This is a genomic window from Geomonas oryzisoli (assembly GCF_018986915.1).
GTDB classification, from domain to species: domain Bacteria; phylum Desulfobacterota; class Desulfuromonadia; order Geobacterales; family Geobacteraceae; genus Geomonas; species Geomonas oryzisoli.
Genome location: NZ_CP076723.1, coordinates 2328382 through 2342178 on the forward strand (window position 1 = coordinate 2328382; position 13797 = coordinate 2342178).

General features: G+C 61.0%; 13 protein-coding genes. 4 read left to right on the forward strand and 9 right to left on the reverse strand.

Translation table 11 applies throughout. From position 1 onward, the window contains the following. Nucleotides 1-51: 51 nt before the first annotated feature. The 3 genes from KP004_RS10215 to KP004_RS10225 form a co-directional block, all read right to left on the reverse strand. On the reverse strand, nucleotides 52-447 hold the full coding sequence (locus KP004_RS10215) for a response regulator (RefSeq protein WP_216802204.1): 396 nt from the start codon (nucleotides 445-447) through the stop codon (nucleotides 52-54). Nucleotides 448-778: 331 nt separating this feature from the next. Beyond that, nucleotides 779-2329 carry a dihydrolipoamide acetyltransferase family protein gene (locus KP004_RS10220; RefSeq protein ID WP_216802205.1) on the reverse strand — a complete coding sequence of 517 codons (1551 nt, stop codon included), beginning with the start codon at nucleotides 2327-2329 and terminating at the stop codon, nucleotides 779-781. 9 nt (nucleotides 2330-2338) lie between these two features. Further along, entirely contained in the window at nucleotides 2339-3325 is a 987-nt protein-coding gene (locus KP004_RS10225) for an alpha-ketoacid dehydrogenase subunit beta (protein ID WP_216802206.1), read from the reverse strand. A 629-nt stretch (nucleotides 3326-3954) separates the two neighbouring features. On the opposite strand from KP004_RS10225, the gene KP004_RS10230 reads away from it, so the two are divergent. From KP004_RS10230 to KP004_RS10240, 3 genes are all read left to right on the forward strand, one after another. After that, a complete protein-coding gene (locus KP004_RS10230) occupies nucleotides 3955-4416 on the forward strand; it encodes a rhodanese-like domain-containing protein (protein ID WP_216802207.1) in 462 nt (153 codons plus the stop codon). 134 nt (nucleotides 4417-4550) lie between these two features. Then, on the forward strand, nucleotides 4551-6620 hold the full coding sequence (locus KP004_RS10235; protein WP_216802208.1) for a methyl-accepting chemotaxis protein: 2070 nt from the start codon (nucleotides 4551-4553) through the stop codon (nucleotides 6618-6620). Between the two features lie 14 nt (nucleotides 6621-6634). Next, nucleotides 6635-7414: a rhodanese-like domain-containing protein gene (locus KP004_RS10240; protein WP_216802209.1), complete on the forward strand. Its 780-nt coding sequence runs from the start codon at nucleotides 6635-6637 to the stop codon at nucleotides 7412-7414. A 117-nt stretch (nucleotides 7415-7531) separates the two neighbouring features. Here KP004_RS10240 and pdhA read toward each other — a convergent pair whose 3' ends face one another. From pdhA to KP004_RS10260, 4 genes are read right to left on the reverse strand one after another with little or no spacing between them, the layout of a single operon-like run. Continuing rightward, the gene (gene pdhA, locus KP004_RS10245) at nucleotides 7532-8509 is read right to left on the reverse strand and encodes a pyruvate dehydrogenase (acetyl-transferring) E1 component subunit alpha (RefSeq protein WP_216802210.1); all 978 of its coding nucleotides are present in this window, start codon (nucleotides 8507-8509) and stop codon (nucleotides 7532-7534) included. After that, nucleotides 8502-10439 (reverse strand): aconitate hydratase, encoded by a 1938-nt coding sequence (locus tag KP004_RS10250; RefSeq protein ID WP_216802211.1) that lies wholly within the window; start codon nucleotides 10437-10439, stop codon nucleotides 8502-8504. Before KP004_RS10250 ends, pdhA begins: the two co-directional genes overlap by 8 nt. A gap of 33 nt (nucleotides 10440-10472) precedes the next feature. After that, entirely contained in the window at nucleotides 10473-10826 is a 354-nt protein-coding gene (locus KP004_RS10255) for a DUF488 domain-containing protein (RefSeq protein WP_216802212.1), read from the reverse strand. A gap of 3 nt (nucleotides 10827-10829) precedes the next feature. Next, nucleotides 10830-11687: a DUF302 domain-containing protein gene (locus KP004_RS10260; protein WP_216802213.1), complete on the reverse strand. Its 858-nt coding sequence runs from the start codon at nucleotides 11685-11687 to the stop codon at nucleotides 10830-10832. 285 nt (nucleotides 11688-11972) lie between these two features. On the opposite strand from KP004_RS10260, the gene KP004_RS10265 reads away from it, so the two are divergent. Beyond that, complete coding sequence (locus KP004_RS10265) at nucleotides 11973-12728, forward strand: SDR family oxidoreductase (RefSeq protein WP_216802214.1); 756 nt, start codon at nucleotides 11973-11975, stop codon at nucleotides 12726-12728. 234 nt (nucleotides 12729-12962) lie between these two features. Here the strand turns inward: KP004_RS10265 and KP004_RS10270 are convergent, their stop codons facing one another. After that, the gene (locus KP004_RS10270) at nucleotides 12963-13424 is read right to left on the reverse strand and encodes a bacteriohemerythrin (protein WP_216802215.1); all 462 of its coding nucleotides are present in this window, start codon (nucleotides 13422-13424) and stop codon (nucleotides 12963-12965) included. Between the two features lie 176 nt (nucleotides 13425-13600). Then, on the reverse strand, nucleotides 13601-13774 hold the full coding sequence (tatA, locus tag KP004_RS10275) for a twin-arginine translocase TatA/TatE family subunit (RefSeq protein ID WP_129126225.1): 174 nt from the start codon (nucleotides 13772-13774) through the stop codon (nucleotides 13601-13603). Nucleotides 13775-13797: the final 23 nt, after the last annotated feature.

The window sequence follows — 13797 nt, forward strand, 5'->3', positions numbered from 1 at the left end:
GGCGTGGCTGCAGCCTGCCCCGAGGCAGCTGCAGCCACGACCGGTAAGGTTTTAGCGCTTCATCAATCCCAGCTTTGACAGCACGTTGAAAAGCCCCTCTTTGGAAACCGGCTTCACGAGGTAGGCAGCCGACTGGGCGTTGCAGAACGATTCCATGGCATCGTTGGAAGAGTTCAACGCGGTCAGCATGACGATGTTCACCCGCTTGGCCGGTTTCTGCTCCTTCTCTATGTGCCTGATTGCCTTAGCCGCATCGTGGCCGCTCATCCCCGGCATCATGATGTCCATGATCACCAGGTCGAACGGTTCATCGGTTGCCAAGGCGGCGTTATATTTCTCGAGAGCCTCCATGCCGCTGCTGGCCTGGTGGCAGTCCGCGGTCGCGCTGAGCAAGGTGGCGACAAAGTCACGGCAAAAAGCCTCGTCATCTACTATCAAGCACTTCATAGCTCTCCCCCAGATCTTGGTGTGTGTGTTTCATGCCGGCAGGCACTTCCCGTCGGGAGCATGGCGCCCTGCAGCACTTTTTCCTATCGGCTCATGGGAACCATTCTTTAGCGTCATAATAAAAAAAACGGGCGCGGCTGCAGAGGGGGATGCACGAGCCAAATCCCTCGCGCGGGGCCTGCGCAGGGATATGAGCCGGACGGCGATGAAGCCGCGGCAACTGGAGAGGGCTGGGATCAGCGGTATTTGCTACAAGAGGAATCGACGAGCGATAGAGACGGGGATAGCGGGAAAGAAAGGGGCAAGCCGACGAAGCCTACCCCTTTTTCGGTCACATTAGCAGGTGCACCGGATTTTCCAGCACGTCACGCAGTTCAACCAAGAATTGGGCGGCGTAGGCGCCGTCGACCACCCGGTGGTCCGCCGAGAGGGTGACCTTCATCATCCTCGCGGTGGCCAACACGCCTGAGCGCAGCACGGGGACGTCGACCACCGCCCCGACTGCGAGCACGCCCGCCTGTGAGGGCGGAATCACCGCGGTGAAGCTGCTCACCTGGTACATGCCAAGGTTGGAGACGGAGAACGTACCTCCGCTCATCTCCTGCTCGGTCAGGGCGCCCGACCTAGCCCGCTGCACCAGCCGATCGGCCTCCAGGGCGATCTCCGGCAGTGAAAGCGCGTCACAGCCATGGACCACCGGCATGAGCACCCCCTCGGGCACACCTACCGCCACACTGACGTTAACTTCACCGTGGAACTGCAGCCCTTCCGGGCTGAAGCTAGCGTTCATCTGGGGGAACTTTACCAGCGCGAGTGCGATGGCCTTCACGATGATGTCGTTCACCGTGATCCGCATCCCCGCCTGCTTCAACTGGCGCCGTATCGATTCCGCCTCGTCCATGGCTATATCCATGGTCACCGTGAAATGAGGGATGTGCGCCCAGGAATCGGCGACCGTCTTGGCAACCGCCGCCCTCAGCCTGGACATCGCCTTCACCTCCTGCACCAGCTTCGGTCCCCGCGCTGTAGCCTCGGCCGAGGCCTGAGCCTGGGGGGGAGCCGACGGTGCCTGCGGCTGCGCCTGGGACTGGGGCGGACGCCCACCTTCCCCCTCCAGGTCCTGGAGCAGGATTCGGCCATCAGGGCCGGAGCCGCGCACCTGACCCAAGTCGATCCCGAGTTCCCTGGCGCGGCGGCGGACCACTGGCGCAGCCCGTTCCCGCCCCGGGGGTAGGGTTTCCGGTGCAGGCCCGCCCGGAGAAGGGGCCCTGGTCTGAATGAACTGCCTGGAGGCTCCCGGGGATTGTGTCGCCGGCTGCGTCGGTTCCTCTCCTGCGACAGGCGGCGCGGCGGGAGCCTGGTGTTCCCCCTCCTGGACGGCGAGGTCCTCCGCATGTGCCGGCTCCGCTTCGGGCGCAGCGCCACCCTGGTCGCCGCCCGCCGGTGCCGCCTTGGACGCCTCGGTTCCCTGCCCCGGGACGGTCTGCGGCGTCTTCCCCTGCGTTTGCGATGGCGCGGCAGGCTCCGTCCCCGCCGTCCCCGCCGCCCCCGCTGTCCCCGCCGCCCCCGCCGTCTCCTGCCGTTCCGCTTGCGCGGGGGTTGCCGCGGCCTCGGCCGGGGCTTCCGGCGCGCCGCCCGCTTTTTCGCCCGCCTTGCCGACCACGGCAATCACCGTCCCCACCTGTACCATTTCACCGGTCTGCACCTTGATCTCGAGTATCACCCCCGGCACAAAGGCCTCAAGTTCCATATTCGCCTTGTCGGTTTCCACCTCGGCGATCACCTCGCCGCGGCGCACCTCGTCCCCTACCCGCTTCTTCCAGCTGACCAGCCTCCCCTCGGTCATGGTATCGGAGAGTTTAGGCATGACGATCTCGTTCATGGCGGCTCCTCAGTACGGTTCGTTAAGAAGGTCATGTACTCCCTGCACGATCCCCTCCAGCTGCGGGATGCAGAGCTTTTCGATCTTGCGTGAATACGGCATCGGCACATCGAGGCCCGAGATGCGTCGTACCGGCGCCAGCAGGGTATCGAAGCACCCCTCGTAGATGCGGGAGGCGATGTCCCCGCCAAGCCCGGCGCTTTTCCAGCATTCCTCGATCACCACGGCGCGCCCGGTCTTGCGCACCGAGGCGAGCACCGTCTCCATGTCCAGCGGAACCAGGGTGCGCAGATCGATCACCTCGCAGGAAGTCCCTTCTTTCTCCAGCTGTTGCGCCGCCTGCAGCGCGAGGATGGCCATCCTGCCGTATCCCACCAGGGTGACATGGTCACCATCCCTCATGACGGATGCCTTGCCGAAGGGAACCAGAAACTCCGGGTCCTCGGGGACCTCCCCCTTGCTGTTATAGAGGAGTTCGTGCTCGAGGAAGATGACCGGGTTGTCCTCCCTGATCGACGTCTTCAGGAGACCCTTCGCGTCGGCGGGCGTCGCGGGATAGGCGACCAGCATCCCCGGGCAGTGCATGAAATAGCTCTCCAGGCTCTGCGAGTGCTGGGCGCCCAACTGGCTCCCCCCGCCCCCCGGCATCCTGATCACCATTGGAACTTTGGTCTGGCCGCCGAACATGTAGCGCACCTTGGCCATGTGGTTCACGATCTGGTCCATGGCGAGCAGGGCGAAGTTGACGGTCATCAGTTCTGCCACAGGACGGACCCCAGCCATGGCGGCGCCGACGGCGACCCCGACGATGGTGTTCTCGGATATGGGGCAATCCCGCACCCGCAGTTCCCCGAACTCGGATAACAGCCCGCGGGTCACCTTGAAGGCCCCCTCGTACAGCGCCACGTCCTCACCGTAGGTGACGACCGTCTTGTCGCGCCGCATCTCTTCCTTGAGCGCCAGGTTGATGGCGTCACGATAGGTCATCTCAGCCATACATCGTCTCCGTTAGCGCAGGGGATTGTTACTTTCGCAACACAAGGTTCAAATACTATCAAAGCATCAAGCGAAGACAACGATGGAGAGATCAAATATGGGCAGTTGCAGCCAAGGTTTCCCTTGGGATGACTCAAGCGCTGACATAAGTTTGCGGGGCAATGGCCCTGCCGGGTGATGGCGTAACGTGGATTACATCGCAGGGTTCCTTATTAGGCCATAAGAATTAAAATCTTGCTTTCACCAATGATTCAATATAGTTATGTCGGTATACAGAACCGTAAATAGTTTATACCACCGAAAGGGTAACGTCAGGGAAACCTGGCTGCACAAAGTCACCTATCCAGTTTCTGGAAAGAGGGGCTTGTCGAAGTGGTGTTTGCTTGGATGCTTGCGTCCAAAAAACGCCCCACCTTTAGACGAGACGGGGCGTTTTTTTGTGCCTGCAGTACCCGTCGTCATATCGACTACGGCAAAAATACACTGAAGGAGAGCTTATGAAATCAAGTTGTCGTCTCGTTTCCCTGATGTTGATCTGCAGTCTTTTAACCTGCATTGCCCCTGCCTTTGGTGAAGATGAGGGTCTAGGAGAGTGGGTCAGCCAAGCGGCCCCGAAAAAGGAAGCACAGGTGATCCCTCCGGGGCAGTTCGCCATGCTGGCCAAGTATGCCAATGCCTTCCTGGGCACGGCGCCGGGCGGGTCCCGGACCATCTACGCCGAGACCCTCATGGACGGCGTCGATGCCCCGAACCTGGCGGACGAACTGAACGACTTCTTCCTGGTCGACGTCAGGCCTGCCAACGAGTACTGCGCGGATACCGTTCCGGGCGCCATCAACATCCCGATGAACGAGTTGGCGACAGCCGAGAACCTCGCCAAGTTGCCGACCGACAAGCCGATCCTTCTTATCTGCAACACCGGCCATACCGCCAGCATCAGCACTGCCGTGCTCGGCATGCTCGGTTACGACGTCTGGACCCTGCGTTTCGGCATGATGGGGTGGCGCGCCGCGACCAAAGCCAAGGTGTGGTCCCCGAAATCATCGCAGGTCGTGTACGGTGCCGGTTACCCGGTACAGAAGTGCCAGTAAGCAAGGCTTTACAGCAAATTAGAGCGGCAGAGCGACCATAGAAAGCACGTTCAGCCCCCTTTCGCGAGGGGGCTTTTTTTGCAGGTCTTACGGATGTTGCTCGCACCAACGGAGTGGTAGCAGTGAAAATAAACATGCACAAGTCAATCAGTGTGAAGGTCGTCGCCATCCTTCTGCTGGTGCTGACTGCAGGACAGGGAGTGGGCGCGTACATCTTTATCTCCTCCACGCGCAACGACTTCATGGAGTCCCTTCATGCCAGAATGAAACGGGGAGCGAAACAAAACGCGGGCATCCTGGCCGAACCGCTGGTCAACTACAACACCCCCCTCATCACCTCGTTTATTACCGAATCCTTGAAGGACGCGGACATCAGCTCGATAAAGGTCATCGACAAGAACGGAAACACCATAAAGGAAGGGATGGTGGACCGGGGGGAGCGTGAACACTTTACCCTGAGCGAGCCCATCCTGGCAGACGGTGAGACCGTCGGCACGTTCAAAATGGTGTACACCGCCAAGACCATCGACGACAGCATGAGGATGAGCCGGATCCTCATACCGCTGTACCAACTCGGCATGCTCCTCGTCATGGCGTCTGTCCTGATCTGGTTGTTCCGTCTGTACGTCAAGCTGCCGGTGGAGCGGCTCAACCAGGCCATCTCGGGCATAACAGGCGGGGACCTCACCGTCGAGGTGCCGGTACTTCGCGACGATGAGATCGGCACCATAGCGAGCGGGGTACGTTTCCTGGTACAGCGACTGCGCGGGACCGTGGCCAGGATCAATACCAACTCGGACAAGGTGACCAAGGCAGTCCGGCAACTGAACGACACCTTCGACAGGGTCAGGCATGTCATCGACAGCCAGAATGCCTCCACGGGCGAGGTCTCCTGCGCAGTGAGAGACGTCGCAGAGTCCCAGTTGCTGATAGTCACCAACACGGACGATCTGCTTTCTCTTTCCAACGAGAATCTCTCCTCGCTGCTGCAAATGCAGGGCAACTCCGAGGAGATCGCCGGAACTACGGATGATCTCAACAAGAATCTCCAGGACTCCTACTCGGCCCTGACAGAACTGGCCCAGTCAGCCAAAGGGATCACGCATCTAGCCGACGATGCCGCCTCTTTTGTCTCGGCGACCTCGTCGTCGGCGGAAGAGGTATATCGTTCCGTAAAGCACGCGGAGTCGCTGATAAACGAATCTGCCAGGATCAGCACCGCGACCACTGCCATCATTTCCGAAAAGGGGATGGTCGCCATAGATGAGGTGACGGGCGGGATGAAGCGGATCGGCATCTTCATCGATTCGCTCATGTCGGCCATCGAGAATCTCGGCGGCCGATCGCGGGACATCGGCAAGATCCTCAGCGTAATGGAGGAAGTCACCACGCAATCCCGCCTGCTCAGCCTGAACGCCCAGATAATCGCTGCCCAGGCGGGGGAAAACGGCAAGAGCTTCGCGGTGGTAGCGGAAGAAATGAGGCTCCTCTCTGATAAGGCGGCGCTCTCGACCCAGGAGATCGACACCATCGTCAAGGTGATACAGCATGAGATCGAGCAGGTCGTCAAGGAGACGCATGACAGCGTCAACGTGGTCAGAGACGGAGAAACGGTGGTCGGGAAAACGGCCAACGTGTTGATGGAGATCCTGGAGACGTCGCGTCAGGCGACCGACCTCGCCAAAGGGATCGAGCGGGCCTCGATCGAGCAGACCGAAGGCCTGAAGCATGTGGTCACCTCGACTGAGCAGGTGCGCCAGAAGATAGACCAGGTCAACCGAGCCACCAGCGAGCAGGAAAAAGGGACCGCTTTCCTGCTGCAGGCGCTCAATCCGATCAAGGACGCCATGGTGGCGACCAAGCGGGGGACCGAAGAGCAGGTGAAGAGCACCAGGTTCATATCGGCCAACATAGAGCAGGCCAACCAGAAAAATTACGATATCGCGCGCGCGTCCTCGAACCAGCAGGAACTCAACCAACGGGTGCTCGAGGCGCTCGAAGACGTGAAACTGATGGGAAGTTCGACGGTCGAAGAGGTGAAAAGGCTCATCCCCGTCGTCACCGCCCTGCTCGAAGACATGGATGCTCTGCGGCTGGAGATGTCCGGCTTCACGGTAATTACAACCAGTGCCGGAACCGGCGACGTGGGAGGGGAATGGCAATTGAACGCCCCGCCGCCCCTCGTGCCGCTGGCAACGGCATAAAAAAGGAGAAGCAAATGAAGAAGAACGTTGTGGTCATGCTGATGGGTTTGATCTGTTTGATGCTGGCGGCCGGAGCATCGCTCGCCGCCGAGGGGTACCCCCTGCGGGCCAAGTACCCCAAGTTGAAGTACATCAGCACCGAGGAGCTTAAAAAGGATTACGCACGCGCAGTCATCGTCGATGTCCGCTCCAAACTGGAATTCGACGTCATCCACATCGCCAAGGCGGTCAATGTGCCCGTGGCACAGAAGACCTTCGAGAACGAAATCAAGGAACTCAGGAGCAAAAACGAAGCCGGACCGATGGTTTTCTACTGCAACGGGCACACCTGTGAGAAGTCCTACGAAGCCGCGGAACAAGCGACCACGGGCGGAATACACAACATCCTGGTCTACGATGCGGGCATCCACGACTGGGTCCAGGCCAACGCGCAGAAGACGACCCTGATGGGGGAGACTCCGGCGGTCAAGTCCAAGCTTATCCCCGCCGAAAAACTGAAAAGCCACAAGATCAAGTACGCCGAGTTCTCCAAGAAGGCACAAGCGGCTGATGCAATCTGCATCGACATCAGGGAACCGTTCCAGCGCAAGGAGATTCCGAAACTCCCCCGCCTGCGGAACATCCCTTCCGACAGACTGGTGCAACTTCTTTCCGGCACTGAATTCAAAGGGAAGACCTTGTTGATAACCGACGCTGTCGGCAAGCAGGTGGAATGGATTCAGTACTACCTGGAGAAATACGGCATCAAAGACTACTACTTCCTCGAGAACGGCGTGCTGAGCGCCAAGAATTAGCAACAACGATCGGCACGTGCTGTAATGTGACGCGAAAGCCTCATCAGGTTCCTGGTGAGGCTTTCGTTATCACGCATCATGCTGTTGTTGTGAACGATGCTTTGTTACCGCGTCGTATCAGACATAGATATCCTCCCAGACTTCGCCGTCCTCCGGCCAGGGGGATTCCTCCGCGAAACGGACGCTTTCTTCGACTTGGGCGAGGCAGCGCTTGGCGATCTCGTCGAGTCGTTCCTGGGTCGCGATCCCCTCTTCCAGAAGCCTGCGCGACAGGTTGGGGATCGGGTCGCGGCTTTTCCAGACGTCGGTTTCCGAGGAACTGCGGTACTTCGCGGGATCCGACATGGAGTGCCCGCGGAAGCGGTAGGTGACCGCCTCGATGAAGTACGGGCGCTGGCGCTCCCTCACCCACTCGGCGGCCCGCTTGGTGGCTTGGTACATGGCGATGACATCCATCCCGTCGACCTTCTCGCTGGGGATATCGTAGCCACAGGTGCGCCGGTGCAGCGCCGCCTGAGCCGAGGCCCGATGCACCTCGGTCCCGATGCCGTAGAAGTTGTTCTCGCAGACGAACAGTACCGGCAGATCCCAAAGGCGCGCCCAGTTCAGCGACTCGTGGAAGGTCCCCTGGTTCATGGAGCCGTCGCCGAAGAAGCAAGCCGTGACGCGGTCCTCCTCGAGTAGCTGGCTCCCCCAGGCGAGCCCGGTGGCGATGGGGAACTGACCGCCTACGATGGCATAGCCCCCCATGAAATTGAGCTGCGGCGCGAAGAGATGCATGGAGCCCCCCTTCCCCTTGCAAAGCCCGGTCGCCTTGCCGAAGAGTTCCGCCATCACCTTCTTGGGATCGGCGCCTCTGACGATGGCCTGGGCATGGTCGCGGTAGGCGGAAAGAATGTAGTCCTTTTGCTGCAGACCGGCGGTGCAGCCGACCGCTACCGCCTCCTGCCCGGTGTACAGGTGCAAAAAGCCGGTGATGTGCCCCTTCGAATACTGCTCGGCGCAGCTCTCTTCGAACTCGCGGCAGAGCACCATCTGCTCGTAGAAGCCGATCAGTTCCTCCTCCGAGAGCAGCTCTTTCAGAGTCTCAGCCATGATTCTCCTCCTTTACCGAATTAAGCAGCCCCCCCGCCACCAGCTCGCGGCGCTCGCGTTCCGAGGCGTGCAACAAAGTCACGATCTCGGCCCCGTTGACCCGGATCGGGATCTCGGTGGCCCCGTTCAGGGTGAGTTCCCGCACCCCCGGGATGGTGATGCGGTCACCCTGCCGGATCCGGTCGTAATCGGCAGGATCCTTGAATACCAGCGGCAGGATGCCGAAGTTGATCAGGTTGGAACGGTGGATCCTGGCGAAACTCTTGGCGAGCTTCACCCTGATGCCGAGGTAGCGCGGCGCCAGCGCCGCGTGCTCCCGCGAAGAACCCTGGCCGTAGTTTTCACCTCCCACCACCGCGCCGTCCCCTTTTTCGGCCGCCCGCACCGCGAACTCCGGGTCCGCCTGCTCGAACACGAACTTGCTGATGGCGGGGATGTTGCTGCGAAACGGGAGCACCTTGTTCCCCGCCGGCATGATGGTGTCGGTGGAGATGTTGTCCCCCACCTTGATGATCACCTCCACGTCGAGCTGGTCCGGAAGCGCCGGAAACTCAGGGAACGGGACGATGTTGGGGCCGGTCACGATCTCGACCGGGCCGCCGTCCTTAGGAGGCACCTGGATGCCGGAATCGTCCACGAGGTAGCTGTCCGGGTTCTTCACCTCGGGCCAGGGCAGGAGCTCGGAGAGCTTGCGCGGGTCGGTTACCACGCCGTAGACGCCGGCCGCGGCCGCGGTCTCCGGGGAGCAGAGGTAGACCCGGTCTTCCTTGGTGCCGCTACGCCCCGGGAAGTTGCGCGGGAACGTCCGCAGCGAGACCTGATTGGTGCCGGGGGCCTGCCCCATGCCGATGCAGCCGAGGCAACCGGGCTGGTGCACCTGCCCGCCGGCCAAAAGCAGCATCATGAAGCCGCCGTGGGCCACCACGTTTTCGAGCACCTGGCGGCTGCCGGGGTTGATGTGGAAGGCGAGCCCGGGGGCGATGCGACGCCCCTCGAGGATGCGGCAGACCGTCATCAGGTCACGGAAGGAGGAGTTGACCGAACTTCCCACGATGACCTGGTCCACCTTGAGCCCTTCGATCTCGGAAACCGGCACCACGTTGTCCGGCGACGACGGGCAGGCGATCAACGGCACCACCTGGGAGAGGTCGATTTCGTCGTATTCGTCGTAGCCTGCGTCCGGATCGGGACCAAGCTCGCGCCAGAGCTCGCCGCGCCCCTGCGCCTTCAGGAAGGCCCTGGTGTTTTCGTCGCTTGGGAACACGGTTGTGGTCGCGCCCAATTCCGCCCCCATGTTGCCGATAGTGGCGCGGTCGGTCACCGAAAGGGTGGCGACGCCCGGCCCATAATACTCAATAATCTTTCCCACCCCTCCCTTCACCGTGTGGCGCCTGAGCATCTCGAGGATCACGTCCTTGCCCGAGACCCAGGGCTGCAACTGCCCGGTGAGCTTCACCCCCCAGATTTTCGGGCAGGTAAGGTGGAAGGGGTATCCCGCCATGGCGAGCGCAACGTCCAGCCCGCCCGCCCCGATGGCGAGCTGACCCATGCCAGCGGCCGTCGGGGTGTGCGAATCGGCGCCCAAAAGCGTGGTGCCTGGAACGCCGAAGCGTTCCAGGTGCACCTGGTGCGAGACGCCGTTGCCCGGTTTCGAGAGATGGACCCCGAACTTCTGCGCGGCGCTGGCAAGAAAGGCGTGGTCGTCGGCGTTCTTGTTATCGGTCTGCAAAAGGTTGTGGTCGACGTACTGCGTCGCCAGTCCTACCTTGACCCTCGGGATGCCGGTGGCCATGAACTCCAGCATGGCCATGGTGCCGGTCGCGTCCTGTAAAAGGGTCTGGTCGATCCGGATGGCGATCTCCCGCCCCGGCACCAGTTCCCCTTCCACCAGGTGTTCCTTCAGTATCTTTCTAGCCAGATTGTCTCCCATCGTAGCCTCCCAAACCGCGGTCATGCCGCGGCATCAGCCGATGCCGGAGTCTTCCAGGAGTTCCTTCAGTACAACCGCGTTGTTGTGTTCTTCGTCCTTTGCCGCGTAGAGCAGGGTCAGGGTGCCGCGGGCGGCGAGCTCCGCAAGATCCTTCAGCAACGCCCCCTGCCCTGCCAGTTCCTTGCAGTAACGCTCCCGAAACTCCAGCCATTTCTCGGGATCGTGACCGAACCAGCGGCGCAATTGGTCCGAGGGAGCAAGCTCCTTGTCCCAGCGGTCCAACTGCGCCTTGTCCTTGGACAACCCACGGGGCCAGAGCCGGTCCACCAGCACGCGCACCCCGTCCTGCGCTGCCGGCTCGTCGTATATCCTCTTTAGCCGTACCATTATTCAGCTCGCTACCGGGTGCAGCCCCGCCATAACCCGCTGCAGGCTCTGCTTGACCGTGACCGAGAGCTCGTTCAACTGGCTGTTTCCCACGAGGGAAAGCCCCGCGACCGGATCCATCACCATCACCACGGTGCGTGACTCACTCACCGAGTAGACCGCCACGTTGCACGGCAGCAGCGTACCGATGTTGATCTCAACCCCGAAGGCCTGGTAGGCCAAACCCGGGTTGCAGGCCCCGAGGATGTGGTAGTTGCGGAAGTCCTTATCGAGCTTTTCCTTGAACTTTTGCTTCACGTCGATCTCGAACAGGACCCCGAATCCCTCCCTTTGCAGTTCCTGGTGTACTCTGGGCAGTGCATCGGCAAAGGGAAGCGCCATGGTAATGCCGAAGGCGTACAGGGTGGTCAAGGGTTTCGCCTCCTGCGCATCGAGTGTTTCCGCTTTTTCTTTCAAGCTGATCACCTCTCTTTGGATCTGCTCCGGCAGGTCGCTGCGGATCATACGCTCGGCCTGGTCGTCTTTGGGCACCCACTCGACCTCGATGGTCAGCACCTGCGGAGCCACCGGACTTTGCACCGAAGAGGGCACCACCCGGTTCACTACCCGGCCGGTAAAGAGCGGATGTTCCAGGAGAAAATAGCGCACCTCGCCGTGAGTCTTGTCGAGAACGACCTTCTCCGTGATCAGGATACCCTCCCCCCTAATCTCGCGCAGCAGCCCATTACCGTAATGCTGCAGGGTGCGCGACTGCGTCACCCCCGGCAGGTAGGAATGCGGCTGTTCCACCTTTTCTATAAGAAGGTTCCACACGGTATCAAGCGCAGCATGTACTTCGCAGCTATGAGAGATCTTGCGCATGGCGTGCACCTCCCGCTCGCTTTGCCCCGGAGGGCTCATTAGTTATTGTATTCCTCCGACGAAACAACTGGAATACTTTACCCGATTGTCGAGGGGCAGCAACGACCGTTCGAGGGATTTTCATGGGAAAACGGCTGAGAAATAAAGCCCTCTCACTGCGCGTCGCCGATAGAGGGAGCACAGGTGACGCGCCAGCGGAACGAGGAAAGCTACGGCTTGTGTTAGGGGGCGATCTCCATTAAGATAACGCGCGCAACAGCGCGACTAGCCTCAGGAGGATTGGAAATGGAAAAGTGTGCCCTCATTACGGGAGCATCGTCGGGAATTGGCGCCGCCTGCGCGCGGGCGCTGCCTGAGTTGGGCTGGAAACTGGTGCTGACGGCCCGCCGCGAGGATAAGCTGCGCGCGCTCCAGCAGGAACTTGCCGGGAAGACGAAGGTACATACCGTGGTGCTGGACGTGCGGGACGGCGCTGCCGTGGCCGCCGCCTGTGCCGGGCTGCCGCCGGAATTCGCCGTGGTGGACCTTTTGGTCAACAACGCAGGGCTCGCCTTGGGTCTGGAACCGGCACACCAGGCATCGCTTCAGGACTGGGAGACCATGGTGGACACCAACATCAAGGGGGTGATGTACTGCACCCGCGCCATCCTCCCCGGCATGGTGGCGAGAAACCGCGGCCACGTGGTCAACATCGGCTCGGTGGCCGGAAGCTGGCCCTACCCCGGCGGCAACGTCTACGGCGCCACCAAGGCCTTCGTGCAGCAGTTTTCCCGGAACCTGCGCGCCGATCTTTTGGGAACGGCCGTGCGGGTCACCAACATCGAGCCGGGCATGGCGGAGACCGAGTTCTCCAAGGTCCGCTTCAAGGGAGAGGACGAAAAGGCGCAGCGGGTCTACACCGGAACCGAACCGCTGCGGGCGGAGGATATCGCCGATATCGTCGCCTGGGTGGCCTCGGTCCCGGCGCGGGTCAACATCAACAACGTCGAGGTGATGTCGGTCAACCAGGCCTGGGGGCCGCTGGCGGTACATCGCTCTTAAATAGGATCCCACCAGTCCGGCACAACAGGGCTCTTCGGTCCCCTCCCCCTCCCTTGACGGGAGGGGGCCGGGGGGTGGGTGAAGTAGCCATGAGCGGCAATGATGGCACCCTCCCCCACCCCCTACCCCCCTCCCGCAAGGGGAGGGGGAACCAGATACAACAAAGAAGGGGAGCCCGATATGATCGGTGCTCCCCTTTCCTGTTCGGAACTCCTGCCCGCTGTGAAGCGAAGGCTAGTGATCGCCGTCCCCCCCCGGTGTCTCGCTGTGCCCGCCGTTGCCGTTTCCGTTCTGGCCGGTGTCCTTCAGGAAGTCGATGAACTCCTTGTCCAGCTTGTTGAAGTGGGAGCGGAGCCATTCGCACATGGCGGTGATGACAGCCACGATCATGAGTGTGTTGTCCCCCTGCTCGGCGTGCAGCGTTTCCAGGCGCAGCACCTCACGGAAAAAGATCTCGTGCTGCGTCTTGTGAGAGTGGTAGCCGGGATACCCCGACTCGAGCATCAGCTTCTCCTCGTCCCGGAAATGCCACCGCACGTACTTTTTCAGAAACCACATCAACCTGCCGATCTCGTCGGCGCCCTTCTTTTTTTTCGCCCCCTTGAGCAGGTCGTCGACCCGGCGCAGCAGCTCCTTGTGCTGCTTGTCCACCGCCTCGCTTCCCGTCGCCATATCCTCATGCCACTGCGTCAACATTTCCCGTCTCCTTGACACGCCACGGCGGCTGCAAGCACCACCGATACCGCAGAACCGGTTTCTTGACCGGTTACTTCTCAGATCGGCAGGCACCCGTCTTTGCTTGAGGACTTTCGTTAAAAAAAAAGCCCCGGGATCGCCCAGGGCCTTGAAAGTACTGATGTGCCTGCTGAAATTTAGGCTTTTTTCTCCTCGTTCAGCTGGACCACGTCCTCGCCGGCGGAGGCTTTCTTGAAGTTCTTGATGCTGCTCCCCAGCGCCTGTCCCAACTGGGGAAGCTTGGCGGGGCCGACAACCACGAGGGCTATCACGAGCACGATGATCATTTCCGGCATACCGAATCCAAACATTTACCTTCTCCTTTGAACTCCCG

What these genes read in the sequence shown, in the direction of transcription:
- KP004_RS10225 (WP_216802206.1), bottom strand. Translation starts at nt 3,325, where the DNA reads ATGGCTGAGATGACCTATCGTGACGCCATCAACCTGGCGCTCAAGGAA.
- KP004_RS10255 (WP_216802212.1), bottom strand. Translation starts at nt 10,826, where the DNA reads ATGGTACGGCTAAAGAGGATATACGACGAGCCGGCAGCGCAGGACGGG.
- KP004_RS10250 (WP_216802211.1), bottom strand. Translation starts at nt 10,439, where the DNA reads ATGGGAGACAATCTGGCTAGAAAGATACTGAAGGAACACCTGGTGGAA.
- KP004_RS10240 (WP_216802209.1), top strand. Translation starts at nt 6,635, where the DNA reads ATGAAGAAGAACGTTGTGGTCATGCTGATGGGTTTGATCTGTTTGATG.
- tatA (WP_129126225.1), bottom strand. Translation starts at nt 13,774, where the DNA reads ATGTTTGGATTCGGTATGCCGGAAATGATCATCGTGCTCGTGATAGCC.
- KP004_RS10220 (WP_216802205.1), bottom strand. Translation starts at nt 2,329, where the DNA reads ATGAACGAGATCGTCATGCCTAAACTCTCCGATACCATGACCGAGGGG.
- KP004_RS10260 (WP_216802213.1), bottom strand. Translation starts at nt 11,687, where the DNA reads ATGCGCAAGATCTCTCATAGCTGCGAAGTACATGCTGCGCTTGATACC.
- KP004_RS10265 (WP_216802214.1), top strand. Translation starts at nt 11,973, where the DNA reads ATGGAAAAGTGTGCCCTCATTACGGGAGCATCGTCGGGAATTGGCGCC.
- pdhA (WP_216802210.1), bottom strand. Translation starts at nt 8,509, where the DNA reads ATGGCTGAGACTCTGAAAGAGCTGCTCTCGGAGGAGGAACTGATCGGC.
- KP004_RS10270 (WP_216802215.1), bottom strand. Translation starts at nt 13,424, where the DNA reads ATGTTGACGCAGTGGCATGAGGATATGGCGACGGGAAGCGAGGCGGTG.
- KP004_RS10215 (WP_216802204.1), bottom strand. Translation starts at nt 447, where the DNA reads ATGAAGTGCTTGATAGTAGATGACGAGGCTTTTTGCCGTGACTTTGTC.
- KP004_RS10235 (WP_216802208.1), top strand. Translation starts at nt 4,551, where the DNA reads ATGCACAAGTCAATCAGTGTGAAGGTCGTCGCCATCCTTCTGCTGGTG.